Origin of the sequence: Streptomyces sp. NPDC005302 (assembly GCF_040607345.1) — a bacterium.
In the GTDB taxonomy this organism is placed as follows: domain Bacteria; phylum Actinomycetota; class Actinomycetes; order Streptomycetales; family Streptomycetaceae; genus Streptomyces.
Genome location: NZ_JBEXGN010000010.1, coordinates 39,304 through 59,522, shown reverse-complemented (window position 1 = coordinate 59,522; position 20,219 = coordinate 39,304). Strand labels below are relative to the sequence as shown.

The window sequence follows — 20,219 nt, the reverse complement described above, 5'->3', positions numbered from 1 at the left end:
GTTGGTTGATGCCCGCGCCGGTCAGTAGCTGTAACTCGTCGTATACGCACACTCGGTGTACACGTACCCCGGCCGCAGCTTCGCCGTGTCCGAGGCCGGCGTCTTGCTTGTCGCGGTGTGCGACTTGTGGACGAAGTAGGTGGTGCCGACGGGCAGGTGGATGGTTTTCTGCGGGTAGTTCCTGCCGCTGTCGCTGCACGGCTTGAAGCCGATGGTGATGGTGCTGCCGAGCGAGTAGGCGGAGCATTTCCCGCAGGCTTTGAGGGTGAAGCTGCCGGTCACGGGTCCGGTGTAGAGGACCGTGATGTCGTCGGGGCTGTCGTTCTTGACCGTCACGGCGATGCTGCCGCCCGAGGCCGTCCCCGGCAGCCGCTTGCCGGCGGCCGGCACTGTCTGGGCCACCTCGGCGGCGATGGCGATCTTCCGCGCGCGGGCCCGGTTCCTGTCGTGCGGGTTGCTCTTGGCGAAGTCGTTCATCGTGGTGACGGCCTCGCTGTACTTCGCGTCCTTGTACTGGTCCACCCCGCACGTGTAAGTACCCGAACTCGCGCTCCTCGCCGCCCTGTCGGCGTCCTTGCCGAAGGCGTCGTCGAGCCCGGCCTCCTCGCCGTGCAGCCCCCGCACCTGCGTACTGAGGCTCTCCAGATGCTCGACCGCCGCACAGGGGTCGTCACCGCCCACCGACTTGACCGACGTGTCGACCGCGTCCCGGACGGCGGGCTCCACCTTGCCCGCCTGCTCGGACTTCGGGAACGTGGACAGGAGTTCGCCGAACTGCGTCGTCCAGTCGCCCGTCCCGGCACTGAGCGACGTCGCCGCACAGGTGTAGAGCGAGGTGGCCAGCCGGTCGTCCGGCCAGGTGGTCAGGTCGCCCAGTTCCTTCCTGGCCATCGTCCGCGGGACCGTACGGAGGTACGTCAACGGCGGTACGGCGGCGCAGTAGTCCTTCTGCTCGTAGGGGGCGGCCACCGTGGCGTAGTACGTCCTGAGCCGGTCGGGGACGCGCCGGGCCGCGCGTGACCCCGGGTGGTCGTCGCTGAGCCCGTCGTAGACGGCGAGGGCGCGGCGGTAGTCGGCCTCGACCGTCCGGAACGGCTGCTTCCCGGACTGCGCGACCAGGTGGTCCGCCCGCTCCAGCCGGTCGAGGAGCATCTGTTCCGTGGCTTCGTCGCGAGCGTCGCCGTACAGGGCGACACCTCCGGCCGGGACGGCCAGCAGCACGATGCCGAGCACCGCCGCGATCAGGGCACTCGGCAGCAACGAGAGCCGCGTCCGCAGGCCGGCCGAGGCGCCGTGAGCGGCGGCGAGCAGGAGGAGGAGAACGTAGATCACGACCGCCGTGCCCGGGACGCCGTCCGGGTCCGCCGGCAGGGCCACCAAGAGCAGGACGGCCGTCGCGACCCAGCACACGGCCATCAGGACCCAGCGCCGCAGGACGGCGTAACCGAGCCCGAGACCCGAGAGGTTGAGCAGTGCCACGGCGACGGCCCGCCACGGGTCGGCCGGGGCGGGCGGCGGTGCCGTCGGCATCGGTGGAACGACGAAGTGGTCACCTGATCCGTGCTGATCCCAGGACATGACGTTCCCCCCGTCAATCACGCCCGATGTTCCAGGACTTGTCAGCGTACGGTCAGTCGGCGAGCGGCGACAGAGGGTGCGCTGCCGTGTGCCCGCGTCGCCCGGCACCACCCACCCCGGCGGCCCCGAGCGTTTCAACCGGGGGTCACTTCGCGCCCCTTCGCGCTCGACGGGCGGACCGGTCGGACAGGTCGGACAGGGACGGGCCGGGTCGGGTCCGGTCGGATCGAGAGCCCCGGTCAATGGCAAGCCTCTTGCTCCTGCAAGTAATACGCAACAAGCTCTACGGGTCCTTACCTTCGGCATCTGCCGCCCTGTGACGTGGAGTTCCGCCATGCCCCGCCTCATCCCGGACACCGGACCGCAGCGTGTCCTCGCGTCCTCGAACTTCGTCTACACCGTCGGCAGCGGCCTCTATCTGACCGCCGGCGTCCTGTACTTCACGCAGGCCGTCCACCTTCCGGCCAGTCGGGTGGGACTCGGCCTCGCCATCGCGGGGATCGTCGCCCTGGGACTTGGTGTCGCGGTCGGTCATCTCGCCGACCGGTACGGAGCGCGCGGTGTGTACATGGCCACCCTCCTGGTCCAGGCCCTCACCACGGCCGCCTTCGTGCTTGCCGACAGCTTCTGGCCTTTCGTGCTCGCCGTCTGCGCGGCCACCGGTGCGAAGGCCGCGGGAACAGCCGCGCGCTCCCCGCTCATCAGGCACTACGGCGGAGCCCGGCCGCAGCGGTTCCGGGCCTACCTCCGGGCCGTGACCAACGTGGGTGTCTCCCTCGGCGCTCTCGCCGCCGGATGGGTCGTGCAGGTGGGCACCCTCACCGCGTACCAGCTCATGGTCATCGGGAACGCCGTCGCCTTCCTCGTCGCCGCTGCGCTCCTCTTCCTGCTCCCACCGGTCGCGCCAGTCGCCGAACCCGTTGGAGGGGCCCGCTGGAGCGCCCTCCGCGACCGTCCGTATCTCCTGCTCACGGCCGTCGACGGCGTCATGGCCATCCAGTTCAAGGTGCTCACCATCGCCATCCCGCTCTGGCTGGTCGGCGCCACCGAGGCCCCCCACTGGCTCATCTCGGGCACCATGCTCACCGGTACGGTCATGGTCGTGGCCCTCCAGGTGAGGGCAGGCCGCGGCGTCGACTCCCCGACGGCGGGCGGCCACGCCTACCGCCGGGCCGGGGTGGCGTTCCTCGTCTCCTGCTCGATGGTCCCGCTGGCCGCAGGCGTACCGGCATGGGCTGCCGCGACGCTGCTCATCGCCGCCGTCGTCGTCCACACGCTCGGCGAACTGTGGCACTCCGCAGCCGGGTTCGAAGTCTCCTTCGCCCTCGCTCCACCCCACGCGACCGGCCAGTACCTGGGAGTCTTCGGCCTGGGCGCGGGGCTGGCCGAGGCCGTCGGCCCGGCTCTCCTCATCGCGCTCTGCATCACCTGGGGCCGCCCCGGCTGGTACGTCGTGGGGGCGCTGTTCGCCGTGACGGGACTGTCCGCGCCGTTCGCCGTCCGCTGGGCCCAGCGCCACCGGAGCGGGCGTCCGCCGTCCCTCACCCGCGCGCGGACGGCCCGCGCCGCCTGACGTCTTCCGTGCCCCATCCGATGCCTGGCAGGTCGCTACGGGGCGCCGGCGGCCCGGCCCGCGGTCCCGTACGCGGCCATGAACATGTCCAGCAGGCCGTCGACGGCGGCCTCGTCGATCGGTCGTGCCGACAGCAGGCTGCGGTAGTACAGGGTGCCGCACAGCACCTCGGCCGCGAACTCCAGGTCCATGTCCGGGGCGAGTTCGCCCGTGTCCTGCGCGTGGGTGATCCGGTCGAGGGTGCTGCGCTCCACGGTGGCCAGGAACCGTTCGTGCAGCGTCGCCCGCAGGCCGGCGTCGGCCTGCGCCTCGGCGATGACCGCGCGGTACACCGGACCGATCGGAGGCTGGGAGAGTGCCTGCCCGGAGCGCAGGAACTGCTCCCGCAGATCCGCGCGGACGTCCCCCGTGTCGCGGTAGTCCAGGTCACTCGTCCACACCCGGCTGAGCGCGTCGAGCAACAGCGCCGCCTTCGAGGGCCAACGCCGGTAGATCGTGTGCTTCCCGACCCCGGCCCGTCGCCCGACCGCCTCGATGCTCAGGCCCGCGTAGCCGGACTCCGCCGCGAGGTCGAGGGTCGCCTTCAGCAGTTCCTCGGTGCGGACGGAACCCCGGCGCCGCGGTGTGGCAGGCGTGTCGGTCATGACAGCACTCTATCGACACGTGGCGTGCCGTTGACAACGGCGGTCACGGCGCACAGTATTCAGTCACGATCGGCACGGTACGTGTCGTTGCGTGTGATCGGCGGTGCGTCGGCACAGCGGACGCCCGCGATCCCGCCTCGTCGGATTCTCAAGGGGACGATCAGCCATGAGCGGTACCGAAAGCGGTAAGCACGGGGGATTCACGGCCGAGGAGCGGGCCGCGATGAAGGATCACGCCCAGGAGCTGAAGAAGGCGGCGCGGAGCGGCTCCCGCGCCGACAAGGCGGCCGAGGCGCTGCGGGACGTGCTCGCGAAGATCGCCGAGATGCCGGACGCCGACCGGGTCATGGCCGAACGCGTCCACGCCGTCGTCACGGAGAGCGCGCCCGTCCTCGCGCCGAAGCTCTGGTACGGAATGCCCGCCTACGCCCTGGACGGCAAGGTCGTGTGCTTCTTCCAGAGTGCGGAGAAGTTCAAGGCCCGGTACGCGACGCTCGGGTTCAGTGACCAGGCGAAGCTGGACGACGGAACCATGTGGGCGTCCGCCTTCGCCCTCACCGAGGTGACGGACGCGGTGGAGAAGCGCATCGAGGCCCTCGTGCGGCAGGCGGTGGGTTGAGACGCGCCGGCGACGCCCGAAGTCGGCCCTGGCTCTGTTACCCACTTTCGGGTGGCGGCCGGACGGGCGCGGGGGAGTGGGCCGGGCCGGCGGTGACCGGATGACGTGAGGTGTACGGGAGTTGACGCCCGGAGTGGGTTATTCATCCTTATTCGGCGCATAAATTGACGATGCACCCGTCTGTAACCAATATGTGCGCAATTGGTAACAGCGCTCCCGTGTCGCCCGTCGTGCGGCGGGTGCGAGGAGGAAGTTGTGGGTCCTCGGCCAGCGGGCCGGGATTCGCACAGGCCGCACCCTTCAACCCCTTTCCAGGGGTGACGTCGTGGGGTGTGGCCGGCTCTCGCACCTCGAGGAGCGTTCATGTCTGTTTACACGTCCGTCCCGGTCCGTCGCCTGGTGGCCACGGCTCTGGCCGCCGGCGCGCTGGTCGGCTCGGCCGCGGTGTCGGCCTCCGCCGCTCCGGGACCGCGTGCCGAGCGGTCGCCCGTCGCCATCAGCCGGGTGCAGAGTGACGCGCCCGGCGTCGACAGCCGCTCGAACCGTTCGCTGAACGGCGAGTGGGTGGAGGTCACCAACTCCACGTGGCGCGCCGTCAGCCTGAACGGCTGGACGCTCTCGGACCGGGACGGCAACCGCTACACGTTCCACCAGTACCGCCTGGCGGCCCGTTCCACCGTCCGCGTTCACACCGGAGTAGGCAACGACACCTCGAAGGACCTGTTCCAGGACCGCCGCCGCGAGGTGTGGGACAACCGCTCCGACGTCGCGACGCTGAAGACCGACCACGGCCGCGTCGTCGACAGCGTGTCCTGGGGCCAGCGTCACGACCGTGACGACGACCGGAACACCGGCCGTGGTCAGGACCACGGGCGTGACCACGACCGCAACACGGGTCGCGACCACGACCGCAACAACGGCCGTGGCCAGGACCACGGGCGTGACCACGACCGCAACACCGGTCGCGACCACGACCGCAACACGGGTCGCGGCCAGGACCACGGTCACGACCAGGACCGTGACCGCGGCCGCGGTCACGACGGCCGCTGAGCACCTCCTGGCAGCGAGGCCGCCCTCGGATACCGTCCGAAACCGCCGGGGCCCTGCCAGGCCCCGTGCCCACCGGACCGGAACCCGGTCGACGGCCTCGCCTCGGAAGACCCGCACCCCCCGGTGCGGGTCTTCCCCGTTCGGGCGTACGGGCGCGTCGGAGGGGTCCTGTGACGGCTCACGCCGAAATGTCCGTAACCCCGGGCAACACTGTTTCACCTGAGGGTCCTTGCTCTCTGGTGAGGGGTGAAGTCTCCGTGTAACGTCTCCGGCAGATGTCGTGGTTCGCAGTCCTCGCCCGCGCTTTGGTGCGGGCGTTTTGCTGTGCAGTGCCCGAGGACCAGGACGACCACCTCCGGGTCCGCGTGGTGCGGATCCGTCATTGAATTGAGAGGCATTGGCATGGCCAGCGGAACCGTCAAGTGGTTCAACGCCGAAAAGGGCTTCGGTTTCATCGCGCAGGACGGGGGCGGCCCCGACGTCTTCGCCCACTACTCCAACATCAACGCCACCGGCTTCCGTGAGCTCCAGGAAGGCCAGGCCGTGACGTTCGACATCACGCAGGGCCAGAAGGGCCCGCAGGCGGAGAACATCACCCCCGCCTGATCCGGCACAACACCGGCACGGTGTCTCAAGGAGCGTTCACGCCCGAGACACCGTGCCCGGCCGGGAACCACGCACGTGACCAGGCACGAGAGGCCGGGGTACGGGATGGGCGGAGCACCGCGGGGCGAGGAGCCCGGCCCGGTGCGCGGCTGTCTCGCGTGCGACCTGATGACGGGCGACGCCGTCCTGCCGGGCGGGACCGTCCTGCGTACCGGCGCATGGGTCGTCGAGCACTGCGTCGGCCCCTTCGGCCTGGGAACCGTCGTCGTCAAGCCGGCACGGCACGTGCTGCACGTCGCCGAGTTGACGGCGGGTGAGTCCGCCGAACTGGGCCCCCTGCTGCGGCGGGTCAGTGCCGCTGTCACCACCGTCATGGACCCTGAACAGGTGTATGTGTGCCTGTGGTCGCACGTCGGCGGGGCACCGGGGCACATCCACTTCGTCGTCCAGCCGGTCACCCGCGAGGACATGGACCGCTACGACACCTTCGGGCCCGCGCTGCAACTGGCCATGGGCGAGGCGGGCGAGCTGCCCCCGGGGCCCGAAGTGGAGCGCGTCTGCGACCGGTTGCGGGACCTTCTCGGCCCAGCCGACGGCGCCGGACCCTCCACGGCGCAGGCCCACGAAACGACCCGTAGGCCGGGGACCACTCACCCCTGAGGCGTCCGCCCCACGCGGCACGTGACGACCCGCCCCACCCGACGCCCACGACCGGCACGGTGAGCAGCCCCGGCGTAGAGTCGGCCGCCGGAGCGCTGCCGTGACACGAGCCGGGGCCGGAGCCGGGCAGCGGCAGCGGTGGAAGGCCGATCGCATGAGCGCACAGCCCTCGCCCGAAGACCCGCGGTCCCCCAACCCCTGGCAGGAACTGGACGATCTGTACGCCGTCCGGCCACCCTGGGAGATCGGGCGTCCCCAGCCGGCCTTCCTCGATCTCGCCCGGTCGGGCGCCATCCGGGGGAAGGTGCTGGACGTCGGCTGTGGAACAGGAGAGCACGCCCTCCTGTGCGCGGGCCTCGGCCTCGACGTCACCGGAATCGACCTCGCCGCCACGGCGTTGAGGACAGCCGAGGGCAAGGCGCGCCGGCGCGGGGCCACCGTCAGGTTCCTGCACCACGACGCACGGCGGCTCACCGATCTGGGGGAGCGCTTCGACACCGTGCTCGACTCCGGACTGTTCCACCTCCTCGCCCCGGACGACCGCCCCGCCTTCACGAGCGGACTGCGCGAGATCCTGCGCCCGGACGGCCGCTACTTCATGCTCTGCTTCAGCGACCGGGAACCGGAGTCGGGCCGCAGGGGACCCCACCGCCTGTCGCGCGACGACATCACGGAGGCGTTCGAGGGCGCGCTGCGGATCGACGCCATCGAGCCGGCGACGATCGACATCACCCTGGACGAGGTGGGCATCCGCGCCTGGCGCGTGGCCATGACGAAGGCGTGAGCCGACACGAACGACGGAACGGGCGCCCGCGGTGGACACCGCGGACGCCCGTCCGGCCGTCGCGCCCGTACTCCCGCGTCGCGCGCGTCCGAGGAACAGGGCTACGAGGACGCGCTCAGAGCACCCGGCGCCTGCGCCCCAGCCAGGTCTGCGCGATCACGACGAGGGCCAGGAACGCCCCGCTGACCACCTGTTGGTAGGCCGAGTCCAGGGAGCCGATCTGGTTGATGACGTTCTGGATGACCTTCAGCAGCAGCACTCCGACCAGGGAGCCGCTGATGAAGCCGAACCCACCGGTGAGCAGCGTTCCGCCGATGACGACCGCGGAGATCGCCTCCAGTTCCATGCCGGAGCCGAGGATCGTCACGCCCGACACCAGCCAGGCCGCGTTGAGCGCTCCGGCGAGCCCGGCGCACAGACCCGAGAGCGTGTAGACGGAGATCTTCGTACGGGCCACGGGGGCGCCCATCAGAGCCGCCGCGTCCTCGTTGCCGCCGACCGCGTACACGTACTGCCCGAAGCGGGTGCGCCGGAGCACGACCGCGCCGAGCACGAACAGGGCCAACGTGATGTACACGGGGACGCCGACGCCGAGGAAGGTGCCCTGCCCGAGTTTCGCGAAGAACGACCCCTTGTCCACCAGATAGGTCTTGGACCCCTCGTCGGTGACCGAGAGCAGGATGCCCCGGGCGCCGAGCATGGACGCGAGCGTGACGATGAAGGGGGCCAGTCGCGAACGGGCGATCAGCAGCCCGTTGACCAGGCCGATCAGCCCGCACACCGCCAGCGGGAGCAGCAGTGCGACCGCCGTCCCGTACTGCGATCCCCACGCCGCCAGCACTCCGCCGAGCGCGAAGAGCGAGCCCACCGACAGGTCGATGCCACCGGTGACGATGACGAAGGTCATGCCCAGCGCGACCACGGCGAGGAACGCCGAGGACAACGCCATGTTCTCCAGGTTGTCCGACGTCAGGAAGGTGTCGAAACTGAGGGTCGCGGCGATCATGGCCACGATCAGGGTGACCAGCGCGCCGTGCTGCTGGGCGAGGGCGCTGAGCCGCTCGGAGCGGGTGGCGCCGAGCGGTTCCTCCTCGGCCGTGGTCCTGTCGCTCACCGGAGTGTCCACGTCGGTCGTCATCGCTTTCCTCGTTCCCGTGCCGCGTAGACGGCGAGGACGATCACCACGGCCTGGGCGATCTGGGTCCACGACGGCGGCAGATCGTGCTTGATGAGCGTCGTGGTGAGCAGCTGGATCAGGACGGCGCCGGCGACGGTGCCGCCGATCCGGACCCGGCCGCCGCTCAGCGGGGTGCCGCCGACGACGACCGCGGTGATCGCGGAGAGCTCCATCAGGTTGCCGAGCGACGTCGGGTCGCTCGCGGTCAGCCGTGCGGTCGCCAGCACGCCCGCGATCGCGGCGAGGACTCCCGAGCAGACGTACACGAGGATCAGGACGCGCCGTACCGGCAGTCCGGCGAGCTTGGCCGCCGGGCGGCTGTCCCCGATCGCCAGGAGCTGGCGGCCGAAGGTGGTGCGTCGCACGACGAACGCGACGAGTAGCGCCAGGGCCGCCGCGATCAGCACGAGGTACGGGACGCCCAGCACGTCGCCCGAGCCGAGGTCCGCCATCGTCGGGTCACGGACGTCCTTGAGCTGGGGGAGGAGCACCAGGGCGAGCCCCCGTCCTGCGACCATCAGGGCCAGCGTCGCGACGATGGGCTGCACGCCCACGAACGCGATGAGCGACCCGCTGGCCACACCCACGACGACCCCGCCCACCAGGGCGATCAGGATGGCGAGCCAGGGCCCGTACCCGAGATAGAGGGAGAGCAGCGAGGTGGACAGGGCCATCACGGACCCCACGGCCAGGTCGACGCCCTCGCTGCCGATCGCCAGCGCCATGCCGAGTGCCACGATCAGCACCGGGGCGACCTGGACCGCCTGGGTGCGGAAGTTCTCCGTGGACAGGAAGTGCGGGGTGAAGACGGTGTTCACCAGAAGCAGGACCACGACGCCCAGGTAGACGCCGTACTCCTGGAGCAGGCCCAGCAGCCGGTCGCGGTCCGCGGTCACCCGGCCGAGTGTCAGGTCAGTCATCGTGGCCTCCTGGGCCGGTGCCGGAGGCAGTGGCGGCGGGCGCCGCGGCGATGGCGCGCATCAGCCGGTCCTCGGTGACGGCGTCGCCGGTCAGCTCCTCCACCACCGCGCCGTCCTTGAGGACGATCACCCGGTCGCTGCCCTCGATCAGTTCCTCCGGATCCGAGGAGATCAGCAGGACCCCGAGCCCGTCGTCGGCGAGTTCGTCGATCAGTTTCTGCACCTCCGCCTTGGCGCCGACGTCGATGCCCCGGGTCGGCTCGTCCAGCAGTAGCACCTTCGGCTGCATGGCCAGCCAGCGGGCCAGCAACACCTTCTGCTGGTTGCCGCCGGACAGTTCGCCGACCTTCTGGTGCGGGCTCGCCGCCTTGATGCGCAGCCGCTTGATGAAGGTGTCGACGATCCGGTCGATACGGGCCTCGTCGACCAGACCGAATCGGGAGAGCCCGGGCAGGGCGGCGAGCGCGATGTTCTCGCGGACCGACAGGCCCGGCACGATGCCCTCGGCCTTGCGGTCCTCGGGCAGCAGGCTGATGCCCGCGCGGATGGCGGCGGGGGTCGAGCCGGTGCGGACCCGCACCCCCGCCACCACGACCTGACCGGAGTCGGTCGGCAGCGCCCCCGCGATCGCCTTGGCGGTCTCGCTGCGGCCGGAACCGAGCAGCCCGCCGAGGCCCACCACCTCGCCGGGGCGTACCGACACGGACACCCCGTCCAGTTGGTGGCGGACCGTCAGTTCGCTGGCGCGGAGGATGGGTTCGGCCTCCGTGTCGTGGCTGCCGGCGAACTTGGTCAGTCCGTCCTGCCGTACGTCGGAGATCTCCCGCCCCAGCATGAGCGCCACCAGCCGGAGCCGGTCGAGTTCGGCGATGGGACCCGTGTGCACGACGTTGCCGTCGCGCAGCACGGTGACCGCGTCACAGATCTCGTACAGCTCGTCGAGCCGGTGGCTGACGTAGATCACCGCGATGCCCCGCTCACGCAGCATCCGGATCACGCCGAACAGGGTCCGCACCTCGCGTGGTTCGAGCGAGGACGTCGGCTCGTCCATGACGACCACGCGGGCGTCGACGGAGACGGCGCGGGCGAGCGCCACCATCTGCTGCGCGCCGACGCCCAGTTCACGCAGCGGGCGGCGCACGTCCACCCGCAGACCGAGGTCGCGGAGCGCCGTGTCCGCCTCCCGGTGCATGCGCCGGAAGTCGATCAGCCCCAGTCTGTTCCGGGGCTCGCGGCCGAGGAAGAGATTGCGCGCCACAGTCATCAGCGGGACGAGGTTGACCTCCTGGTAGATCGTGGAGATGCCCGCGTGCTGCGCCTGGAGCGGCGTGGCGAAGCGGACCGGGGAGCCGTCGTACGTCACCTCGCCCTCGTCCGGCTGGTAGACGCCGGTGAGGACCTTGATGAGGGTCGACTTGCCCGCGCCGTTCTCCCCGATGAGCGCGTGCACCTCCCCGGCGCGGGCCGCGAAGTCCACCTGGGACAGGGCCTTCACGCCGGGGAAGGTCTTGGACAGGCCGGAGACCGACAACATGTCAGAAAGCCTTGTCCAGACCGGACTTGGCGTTGTCCTTGGTGTACGCGCTGTCCTGGATGACGATGTCCTGGGAGACCTTCTCGCCCTGGGTGAAGGTGTCCAGCGTCTGGAACGCCAGCGGGCCGAAGCGCGGGTTGGACTCGATGACCCCGTCGATCCAGCCGTCGACGATGCCCTGGACAGCGTTGCGCGTGCCGTCGATCGTCACGATCTTCACCTTGCCCGGCTGCTTGCCGGCGCCTTTGAGGGCGTTGACCGCTCCGAGGCCCATCTCGTCGTTCTCGGCGTAGATGCCGGTGATGCCGGGCTTGGACTGGATGAGGTTCTCGGTGACCGACTGGCCCTTCTCGCGGGCGAAGTCACCGGTCTGCTTGAAGACGATCTTCAGGCCGGGAGCCTTCTCCTTGAGGCGGTCCTCGAAGCCCTTGGTGCGCTCGGTCGTCACGTTGTTGCCCGCCGCGCCCAGCAGGATGGCGATCTCGCCCTTGCCGCCGGTCGACTCGATCATCTGGTCGGCGGCCCGCTTGCCCTGCTCCACGAAGTCGGAGCCGATGAAGCTCACGTAGTCCTTGCAGGCCGCGGCGTTGATCTTGCGGTCGATGGTGATGATCGGGATGTGCTTGGCGGACGCCGAGCGCAGCACCGGCTCCCAGCCGTCCGAGTTGAGCGGCGCGATGACCAGCAGGTCGGCGCCCTTGGCGATGAGGTCCTGGACGTCGCTGATCTGCTTGGAGAACTGCGACTGGGCGTTGGCCGTCAGGAGCTTCACGCCCTGCTTCTTCGCCTCGGCCTTGATGGACGCGGTCTCGGCGATCCGGAAGGGGTTGGCCTCCTTCTCGGACTGGGAGAAGCCGACGGTGGCCGACTTCAGGTCGATCTTCTTCGCGCCGTAGGCGTCGATGGCGCAGGTCGGCCCCGAACCCGTCGACGGCGAGGCGACGACCTGACCCTGGTCGTCCTGGCTCGCGGAGCTCTTGTCCGTGCCGGCCTTGTCGTCCTCCGACTTCGCGCATCCGGAGACGAGCGCGAGGCTCGTGATGAGGCCGGTGGCGAGAAGGGTCCTGGCGGCGGTGCGATGGCGAGGTGTGAGCGGCTTCATGGAGTCCCCAAACGGCGCGGCCCCGGCGCTGGATGCGCTCCCGGGGATGATCGGCTCTTGCGGTCAACTCTGCGTACTTGGCGTTCCGGGGAGGTTTTTACATCGTTGGAAGAGGGCTGTAAAGCCCCCCTTCCGAAATCCCGTCAGCGTCGGCCCAGCGTGCTCTCACGTTCCACCAGCCGGAAATCCGCGGTCAGTTCACGTCCGCCGGGCTCCGTGCGGCCCGACAGGCTGCGCAGCAGGGAGGCCACCGCCATCCGCGCGATCGCCTGCTTGTCCGGCGAGATCGTCGTCAGCGTGACGGCGCCGAACCGCCCCTCCTCGATGTCGTCGAAACCGACCACCGCCACGTCCCACGGCACCCGCAGTCCGCGCTCGTGCAGCACCCGCATCGCACCGATCGCGACCAGGTCGTTGTACGCGAAGACCGCGTCCGGACGCACCCCGGAATCCAGCAGATGGGCCATGCCCCGGGCGCCCTCGTCCCGGTCCCAGCCCCCGACCGGAACGACCAGGTCGTCCAGCGCCGGAATGCCCGCCTCCGTCAGCTCCTCGCGCCAGCCCGCCAGACGCAGATGGGCCGGCTGATTGGCGGAGTCGGTGCGCGCGCCCAGGTAGGCGATCCGCGAGCGTCCGCGGCTCAGCAGATGGCGTACCGCACTCCGTGCGGCGGCCACGTTGTCGATGGCGATGTGGTCGTAGGGCAGTTCGTACTCCCGCTCGCCGAGGAGGACGAGCGGCACGTCGTCGGTCCGCGAGCGCAGATCGTCCTCCTCCAGCTCCAGCGGGCTGAGGATCAGACCGTCGATGACGTTGGCCCGGAAGCCCTGGCTGACCAGCACCTCCTGCTCACGGTCGCCGCGCGTGTGGTCGAGGAGCACCGTGAACTCGTGCTCCGCGGCGGCGTCGATGACGGCTCCGGCCAGCTCCGCGAAGTACGGGTTGCCCAGCTCGGGAACGGCGAGGGCGATGATGCCCGTGCGGCCTTTGCGCAGGTGGCGGGCCGTGAGGTTCGGCCGGTAGCCCAGCGCGTCGATGGCCTCCTGGACCCGGGCCCGCATGGCCGGGGTGACGTGCGGATAGTTGTTCACGACGTTCGAAACCGTCTTGATCGAGACGCCGGCCCGCTCGGCGACGTCCTTCAGGCTGACCCGCAAGGGATCTCCTCTTCATCGATGTGCGCCGCAGCCACCTGGGTGTTTGTCATGACCCTGGACAGCGGCCGGGACCCGTGCTGTGATGCCAACTCCCGTTCCTTCCAACGTTGTACAGACTGAAGCAACGAGCCGCCACCCTTCCTCAGCCAAGGAGGATCCGTGCGCATCAGCAGACTCCGAACCCACCTGACACTCCTCGTCGTCGTGCTGCTCGGCATGGCCGGACTCACGGCCGTCCCCGCCGCCACAGCCGCCGACGACCCCGTGGAGGTCCACGGCCTGAAGGGCGAGTACTACACCCAGTCCGCCCCCGGCGCCTTCGACTTCCACGAGCTCAAGGCCACCGGCCTCGACACCAACCTCGACTTCGACAACCTGGAGCCGCGACTCGCCTTCGCCACCGGACAGTCGGACGACGTCAACGTCCGCTGGACCGGCCGCATCGTGCCGGAGAAGACCGGCGCCCACACTTTCTCGGTGATCGGCGACAACGGTTTCCGGGTCTGGATCGACGGACACCTCGCCATCGACCACTGGGTCGACGACTGGGACAAGGAACAGACCTCCCAGCCCATCGACCTGACCGCCGGACAGGCCTACGACATCAAGGTCGAGTACTTCGAGCACTTCGGTGGCTCCAACCTCCACCTGCGCTGGACCCCGCCGGGCGGCACCAAGGCCGCCGTACCGCAGTCCGCTCTCCGGCTGCCCGACGGCTACGCCTACGACGGTGCCATCGCGACCACGGTCGAGAAGGACGGGCGCACCCTGCGCCTCGACTTCGCGCAGGCCCTGACCGCACCCCCGGCCGGCCTCACCGACCACGTCGAAGCGGTCATCGGCGGCGCCAAGTGGCCGCTCTCCACCGCGAAACTCGACCCCGCCGACCCCAAGTCCCTGATCGTCGGCCTGAAGGAACCCGTCGTCGGCAACAAGACCGGCACGGCCCGCGGGACCGCCGACCTGCGCTACGACGGAAAGGGCGGCCTGTCCGGGAAGGACGGCAACGTTGTCAACGCCTTCTGGAGCAGCGGCCCCAACCACTCCACGTACCAGCTGCGCACGAAGTGGGCGGACGACGTCGGGCCGAAGAACGCCCTGCCCGAATACCCCCGTCCGCAGCTGACCCGGGACAACTGGCGCAACCTGAACGGCACATGGCAGTTCGCGGCCGCGACCTCCGGCGACAAGCCGCCCATGGGCAAGAACCTCGCCGAGAAGATTCTCGTGCCCTACCCGGTGGAGTCCCAGCTCTCCGGCATCGAGCGCCACGAGGACCGCATGTGGTACCGCCGCACCTTCACCGTCCCGTCCGACTGGAGGATCGGATCCGGCAAGCACCTCCAGCTCAACTTCGGCGCCGTCGACTGGCGGGCCGAGGTGTACGTCAACGGCACCAAGGTCACCGAACACCAGGGCGGCTACGACAAGTTCAGCGCCGACGTCACCGCCGCGCTGAAGCCCGGCCGCACCCAGGAACTGATCGTCGGCGTCTACGACCCCACCGACGCGCAGGGCGGCGAGAACCCGCCGGTCGGCAAGCAGCGGCTCGACCCCAGCGGCATCTGGTACACCCCGTCCTCCGGAATCTGGCAGACGGTGTGGATGGAACCGGTGGCCACCGACCACGTCGACTCGCTCAAGCTCACCCCCGACGTGAAGAACAGCCGGCTCACCGTCGAGCCGCGGGGCGTCAAGGACGGACTGCCGGTCTCCGCGACCGCGTACGCCGGGCACCGCAAGGTCGCCACCGTGACCGGCCGCACCGGGCAGCCGCTCACCCTGAAGATCAGCAACCCGCGTCTCTGGTCGCCCGACGACCCGTTCCTCTACGACTTGAAGGTCAGCGTGGGCGCGGACCGCGTCGGCAGCTACTTCGGGATGCGGTCCATCGCCGTCGAGCAGGTGAACGGAACCCCGCGCACCGTCCTCAACGGCAAACCCGTCTTCATGATGGCCACCCTCGACCAGGGCTTCTGGCCCGACGGCCTGCACACCGCGCCGACCGACGAGGCACTGGCGTACGACCTGAAGATGCACAAGGAGATGGGCTTCAACGCGGTCCGCAAGCACATCAAGGTGGAGCCGGACCGCTGGTTCTACTGGGCGGACCGGCTCGGCCTGATGGTCTGGCAGGACATGCCCGCCATGACCGCCGGAGTCGATCCGAACGCCGCGTCCCGCGCCGAGTACGAGCGTGAGATGAAGCAGATGATCGACGAGCACATCAGCAGCCCGTCGGTCGTCATGTGGGTGACCTTCAACGAGGGCTGGGGCCAGTACGACGAGGCCCGCATCGCCGACCAGGCCAAGTCCTGGGACCCGACCCGGCTCGTCAACTCCATGTCGGGCATCAACCTCGGCGTCGACGGAGGCACCGGCGACATCATCGACGAGCACGGCTACCCGAGCCCGGCACTACCGCCCAACCCCGACGGGAAACGGGCCCTGGTCAGCGGCGAGTACGGCGGCCTCGGCCTCGCGGTACCCGGACACGCCTGGTCCGTCCAGCAGTCCTACGTGGACGTCGACCCCTCGACGTACACCGACGACTACCTGGCCCGGCTGGACGAGGTGCACCAGCTCGCTTGCAAGGGAGGCAACGGCGCCGTCTACACCCAGATATCCGATGTGGAGGGCGAGTTGAACGGACTCGTCACCTACGACCGCAAGGTGGTCAAACCTGACGTGAAGCGCCTCAACGCCGCCCACACCGCGCTGATCCACGACGCGTCACAGCCGACACCCGCCGGCTGCTCCTGACGGACGGGGCGCACACACCTCCCCGCAGTCCGTGTGCGCCCCGCCCCGACCCATCGCGGGGTCACCCACGGCACGGTCCGCCTCCGGTACGGGGGGAGGCGGACCGTGTTCCGGGACGCGACCATGTCTCCCGTCCACGGCAGTTCGGCCCCGCCCGGCACGTCGGGCGGGGCCGACGCCGGCCGGCACGGTTACTGTCGGCGACATGGAAGGTGATGATCGCCAAGGGTGGCGGGCCTGTCTGCTCGGCGGTGCTGTCTTCGCCGTGTGCATGGCGGGCACCACGCTGCCCACGCCCCTGTACGGCCTCTACCAGGACAAGTTCGACTTCTCCGAGCTGATGGTCACCGTGGTGTACGCGGTGTACGCCTTCGGGGTCATCGGCGTGCTGCTCCTGGCGGGCAACGCCTCGGACTCGGTCGGCAGACGCCCCGTCCTGCTGTGCGGTCTGGGCTTCGCCGCGCTGAGCGCCGTCTGCTTTTTGTGCGCCACCGGCCTGGGCTGGCTCTACGCGGGACGGCTGATGTCGGGTCTGTCCGCCGGCCTGTTCACCGGAGCCGCCACGGCCTACGTGATGGAACTGGCACCCCGCGGCGGCTCGGCCAGGGCCACCTTCGTCGCGACCGCGGCCAACATGGGCGGTCTGGGCTGCGGGCCGCTGCTCGCCGGGCTGCTGGCCCAGTTCGCCCCCTGGCCCCTGTACCTGCCGTTCGTCGTGCACCTCGCCCTGGTGGCCTGCTCGGTCGCCGTCGTGCTGTGGCTCCGGGAGACCGTGGGGGAGCGCAGCCCGCTCAGCAGCGTTCGACCGCACAGGCCGCGCCTGCCCCGCGAGGTGCGGGCGGTGTTCGGGCCGCCGGCCATCGCCGCGTTCGTGGGGTTCGCGCTCTTCGGGGTGTTCACCTCGGTCAGCCCGGCGTTCCTCGCGGAGTCCCTGAACGTGACCAACCACGCCGTCACCGGACTGGTCGTCGCCCTCGCCTTCTTCGCCTCGACCGCGGGTCAGCTCGCCGTCGGCCGGGTCGGACCGACCCGATCGCTCCCCCTGGGCTGCGCCGCGCTCCTCGTCGGACTGGCGCTGCTCGCGGGCGCGCTGCGGTGGGACCTGATGGTGCTCGTGGTGCTGAGCGCGCTGGTCGGCGGTGCCGGTCAGGGACTGGCGTTCCGCGGTGCGCTGTCCACCGTGGCCGGCGCGTCCCCCGCGGACCAGCGGGCGGCGGTCATCTCCACCCTGTTCGTGGTCGCGTACACGGGCATCTCGCTGCCGGTGATCGGCGTGGGACTGCTGGTGGGCCCCATCGGCCTGGAGGGGGCGGGGCTGGTGTTCATCGCCTGCATGGCGGTCCTGGTCTGCGTCGCCGGTGTCTACCTGCTCCGGCGGCCGGCCCCGGCGAACGGCTGACAGGACAGCCGTGTCCGCCGGGGGAGCGTCGGGCCCGCGTCAGGCCTGGAACTCGGTCAGGTCGATGGAGTGGACGCTCAGCGGGAAGCCGTACTCCGGGTGTTCCGTCTCGCGTTCCAGCTTCATGCCAAGCTTGCGGACGACGTTCTCCGAGGCTTCGTTGCCCAGGCGGTTGATGCTGATGACACGGTCGAGGTTACGGTCCTGGAGCGCGAACTCCAGCGTGGCCTGGGCGGCTTCGGACGCGTAGCCCTGACCCCAGAACGGTGTGCCGAGCCGCCAGCTGATCGCCACGTCGGACGCCATCTCCGGCAGGAATTCGGGAACGGACAGTCCGGCGAAGCCGGCGAGCTCACCCGACGCGAGCAGCTCGACCGCGAAGAGTCCGAAGCCCTCCTCGTCCCACTCGTCCTCCCACCGCTCGATCGCCTCGGCCGTGTCGTCCAGACCGAGGACCGAGCCGTCGTCGACCCAGCGCATGACCTGGGGGTCCGCGTTGATGTCCGCCATGGGGGCGAGGTCGTCGTCGTACCAGCGGCGGAGAAGCAGGCGGGGGGTGCGGATCTCGGTCATGGGCCCCATCTTGCCCGACGGACGGAGCACCGGAACGCCACCCCGGCATCGCGAGGAGTTCGGGAGAACGTGCACGTCACGTGTCGTCTCCTGCCATGCTGATCTCCCGGACACGCCGAGAGGACGTCATGCCGAAAGCCCCCGAGGCCGACTTCCTGACCGGCCCGTGGTGGATCACGGCCAACGAGTTGCTGGCGTTCCTGCTGGAACTGGCCGCGCTGGCCCTCCTGAGCTGGTGGGGATTCAGCACGGGAGCGAACGCGGCCCTTCGTATCGTGCTCGGCCTGGGCGTCCCGTCGGCGGCGATCCTCCTGTGGGCGTTGTTCGCCGCGCCGAAAGCCCGGCTGAAGCCCGGTCTGCCCCTCGTCCTGCTGGTGAAGGCGCTGGTGCTGGGCGGCAGCGCGGCGGCGCTGTACGCGCTGGGGCACCATGCCGCCGCGATCGTCATGGCGGTCGTCGTGGTCGCGAACACGACGGTCGCGGAAACCTTCCGCCGCCGTCATCCGGTTCGCCCCGAGCCACCGGCGCCGGTCTGAGACACCTCCGACGAAGCACGAGAACCGGGCCACCACCTCCCGCTCGTCACCCCTTGTCACCCCTCGTCCCCGCCGTCCCGCTGTCTCCGTCGGCCCGCCGCGGCGACATCGCGCATGGCCAGCAGGAAGCGTCGGACGACCGCGAGGTCCCGCTCGTCGAAGGACCTCATCGAGGCGACCATCTCCGCGATCAACGGACCGAAGAACGACCAGCCCAGCGTCACGGCACCGTCGGTGACCGTCAGCAGGACCCGACGGCGGTCGCTCGTGTCGCGCTCCCGGCGGACCAGGTCCAGTCGCTCCAGCCGGTCGACGAGAGCGGTGGTCGACGCCGAGTTCAGCCCGAGCTGCGCACCGAGCCACCCCGGCGTCGCGGGCGTCTGCGCGCGCGCGGCGTCCAGCAGGTGGATCAGCGCCCGTACGTCGGTGGGATGGAGCCCGTGCAGCCCGGCGAACTCACCTGCGAACAGGTCCAGTTCCACCGCGACGGAGCGCAGCAGATGGACCAGCCGGAGTTCCGGGTCCCGATCGTCCATGATGTCCCTCCCGATGATAATATCTCGACCATCGAGACTATCGTTGGTCGAGCAATCATAGGCGGCGATCATGGTTGACGAGAACGCGTTCCGCTCCGCGTACGACGCCGTGCTGCGGCGGTGGCCCGTGGACGTCGACAGCGTCGACGTGCCGTCTCCGTACGGGACGACCCGGGTCCAGATCGCCGGTCCCGAGGACGGGCCCCCACTGGTGCTGCTGCCCGGCGGCGGCACCACCTCCGTGGTCTGGTTCGCCACGGTCGGGGCCCTCGCCGCCACCCACCGCGTCCACGCGCCCGACCTCATGGGCGACATCGGCCGCAGCCGGCACGACGGGGCACCGCTGCGCGGCGTCGACGACCTGACGGCCTGGCTCGACGCGCTCTTCGACGAACTCGCCCTGGACGGCGCGGACTTGTGCGGCCACTCCTACGGCGCCTGGATCGCTCTCAACTACGCCGTGCACGCTCCCCGGCGGCTCCGCCGGCTCGCGCTGCTGGATCCCACCAAGTGCTTCGCCGGGATGAACCCCGGATACCTGCTCCGAGCGGTGCCGATGCTGCTGCGGCCCACCGCCGAGCGCGTACAGGCCTTCCACGCGTGGGAGACCGGCGGCGTCCCCGAGGAACCCGTCTGGCGGGAGTTCCTCGGCAGCACCGCGACCGCGCACCGATCGAAAGTCGTCGCGATGCGTCGCCCCCGTCCGCGGGACGTGCGGGCCTGCACCGTGCCCACGCTGGTCCTGGTGGCCGGGCGCAGCCGTGTCCACGACGCCCGGCGGGTGGCCGCGGAAGCCGGCAGGCTGCTGCCCGAGGCGACCGTCGTCGTCCTCCCGGAGGCCTCCCACCACTCCCTGCCGACGGAACGCCCGGCCGAACTCAACCGCCTGCTGGCCGAGTTCCTGGCCGGGTGACCACCGCCGGCCGGCCTGGGTCGGCCCGCCCGCCGCGAGAGGCGGATCGCGGGTCGGGGACTGCCGCGAGGGCCCGTTGTTTCGGACCCCGGGCC

General features: G+C 70.3%; 19 protein-coding genes. 10 read left to right on the top strand and 9 right to left on the bottom strand.

Annotated features, from left to right (window positions below):
• Positions 1-21: 21 nt before the first annotated feature.
• The gene (locus tag ABZT74_RS17140) at positions 22-1,530 is read right to left on the bottom strand and encodes a hypothetical protein (RefSeq protein ID WP_356435708.1); all 1,509 of its coding nucleotides are present in this window, start codon (positions 1,528-1,530) and stop codon (positions 22-24) included.
• A gap of 382 nt (positions 1,531-1,912) precedes the next feature.
• On the opposite strand from ABZT74_RS17140, the gene ABZT74_RS17135 reads away from it, so the two are divergent.
• On the top strand, positions 1,913-3,151 hold the full coding sequence (locus ABZT74_RS17135; RefSeq protein WP_356435705.1) for an MFS transporter: 1,239 nt from the start codon (positions 1,913-1,915) through the stop codon (positions 3,149-3,151).
• A 35-nt stretch (positions 3,152-3,186) separates the two neighbouring features.
• On the opposite strand, the gene ABZT74_RS17130 is transcribed toward ABZT74_RS17135, so the two are convergent.
• Positions 3,187-3,795, bottom strand: coding sequence for a TetR/AcrR family transcriptional regulator (locus ABZT74_RS17130; protein ID WP_356435702.1), 609 nt, complete (start codon positions 3,793-3,795; stop codon positions 3,187-3,189).
• Between the two features lie 166 nt (positions 3,796-3,961).
• Here ABZT74_RS17130 and ABZT74_RS17125 point away from each other — a divergent pair, with 166 nt between their 5' ends.
• The 5 genes from ABZT74_RS17125 to ABZT74_RS17105 all read left to right on the top strand — a co-directional run bounded on the left by ABZT74_RS17125 (position 3,962) and on the right by ABZT74_RS17105 (position 7,514).
• Positions 3,962-4,414, top strand: a complete 453-nt coding sequence (locus ABZT74_RS17125) for a DUF1801 domain-containing protein (RefSeq protein ID WP_356171621.1) — start codon at positions 3,962-3,964, stop codon at positions 4,412-4,414.
• Between the two features lie 363 nt (positions 4,415-4,777).
• Positions 4,778-5,464, top strand: a complete 687-nt coding sequence (locus ABZT74_RS17120) for a lamin tail domain-containing protein (RefSeq protein ID WP_356435699.1) — start codon at positions 4,778-4,780, stop codon at positions 5,462-5,464.
• Between the two features lie 402 nt (positions 5,465-5,866).
• Complete coding sequence (locus ABZT74_RS17115; protein ID WP_037622929.1) at positions 5,867-6,070, top strand: cold-shock protein; 204 nt, start codon at positions 5,867-5,869, stop codon at positions 6,068-6,070.
• Between the two features lie 75 nt (positions 6,071-6,145).
• Complete coding sequence (locus ABZT74_RS17110) at positions 6,146-6,730, top strand: hypothetical protein (RefSeq protein WP_356435697.1); 585 nt, start codon at positions 6,146-6,148, stop codon at positions 6,728-6,730.
• Positions 6,731-6,884: 154 nt separating this feature from the next.
• Positions 6,885-7,514, top strand: a complete 630-nt coding sequence (locus tag ABZT74_RS17105; RefSeq protein ID WP_356435694.1) for a class I SAM-dependent methyltransferase — start codon at positions 6,885-6,887, stop codon at positions 7,512-7,514.
• A gap of 115 nt (positions 7,515-7,629) precedes the next feature.
• Here ABZT74_RS17105 and ABZT74_RS17100 read toward each other — a convergent pair whose 3' ends face one another.
• From ABZT74_RS17100 to ABZT74_RS17080, 5 genes are all read right to left on the bottom strand, one after another.
• Complete coding sequence (locus ABZT74_RS17100) at positions 7,630-8,652, bottom strand: ABC transporter permease (protein ID WP_355876237.1); 1,023 nt, start codon at positions 8,650-8,652, stop codon at positions 7,630-7,632.
• Positions 8,649-9,611, bottom strand: a complete 963-nt coding sequence (locus tag ABZT74_RS17095) for an ABC transporter permease (RefSeq protein WP_355876234.1) — start codon at positions 9,609-9,611, stop codon at positions 8,649-8,651. The genes ABZT74_RS17100 and ABZT74_RS17095 overlap by 4 nt, the downstream gene beginning before the upstream one ends.
• Positions 9,604-11,145, bottom strand: a complete 1,542-nt coding sequence (locus ABZT74_RS17090) for a sugar ABC transporter ATP-binding protein (RefSeq protein ID WP_356435691.1) — start codon at positions 11,143-11,145, stop codon at positions 9,604-9,606. Before ABZT74_RS17090 ends, ABZT74_RS17095 begins: the two co-directional genes overlap by 8 nt.
• A 1-nt stretch (position 11,146) precedes the next feature.
• Complete coding sequence (locus tag ABZT74_RS17085) at positions 11,147-12,247, bottom strand: ABC transporter substrate-binding protein (RefSeq protein WP_356435688.1); 1,101 nt, start codon at positions 12,245-12,247, stop codon at positions 11,147-11,149.
• A 143-nt stretch (positions 12,248-12,390) separates the two neighbouring features.
• A complete protein-coding gene (locus tag ABZT74_RS17080; RefSeq protein WP_355876228.1) occupies positions 12,391-13,404 on the bottom strand; it encodes a LacI family DNA-binding transcriptional regulator in 1,014 nt (337 codons plus the stop codon).
• Between the two features lie 159 nt (positions 13,405-13,563).
• Between ABZT74_RS17080 and ABZT74_RS17075 the strand changes: the two genes are divergently transcribed.
• Together ABZT74_RS17075 and ABZT74_RS17070 are read left to right on the top strand one after the other, a co-directional pair.
• Complete coding sequence (locus ABZT74_RS17075; RefSeq protein WP_356435685.1) at positions 13,564-16,167, top strand: PA14 domain-containing protein; 2,604 nt, start codon at positions 13,564-13,566, stop codon at positions 16,165-16,167.
• 205 nt (positions 16,168-16,372) lie between these two features.
• Positions 16,373-17,566 (top strand): MFS transporter, encoded by a 1,194-nt coding sequence (locus ABZT74_RS17070; RefSeq protein WP_356435682.1) that lies wholly within the window; start codon positions 16,373-16,375, stop codon positions 17,564-17,566.
• A 39-nt stretch (positions 17,567-17,605) separates the two neighbouring features.
• On the opposite strand, the gene ABZT74_RS17065 is transcribed toward ABZT74_RS17070, so the two are convergent.
• Positions 17,606-18,139, bottom strand: a complete 534-nt coding sequence (locus ABZT74_RS17065) for a GNAT family N-acetyltransferase (protein WP_355876221.1) — start codon at positions 18,137-18,139, stop codon at positions 17,606-17,608.
• Between the two features lie 128 nt (positions 18,140-18,267).
• Between ABZT74_RS17065 and ABZT74_RS17060 the strand changes: the two genes are divergently transcribed.
• Complete coding sequence (locus ABZT74_RS17060; protein ID WP_356435679.1) at positions 18,268-18,675, top strand: YrdB family protein; 408 nt, start codon at positions 18,268-18,270, stop codon at positions 18,673-18,675.
• Between the two features lie 56 nt (positions 18,676-18,731).
• On the opposite strand, the gene ABZT74_RS17055 is transcribed toward ABZT74_RS17060, so the two are convergent.
• Positions 18,732-19,211 (bottom strand): MarR family transcriptional regulator, encoded by a 480-nt coding sequence (locus ABZT74_RS17055; protein WP_355876218.1) that lies wholly within the window; start codon positions 19,209-19,211, stop codon positions 18,732-18,734.
• A 70-nt stretch (positions 19,212-19,281) separates the two neighbouring features.
• Here ABZT74_RS17055 and ABZT74_RS17050 point away from each other — a divergent pair, with 70 nt between their 5' ends.
• Positions 19,282-20,124 carry an alpha/beta hydrolase gene (locus ABZT74_RS17050; RefSeq protein ID WP_356435676.1) on the top strand — a complete coding sequence of 281 codons (843 nt, stop codon included), beginning with the start codon at positions 19,282-19,284 and terminating at the stop codon, positions 20,122-20,124.
• Positions 20,125-20,219: the final 95 nt, after the last annotated feature.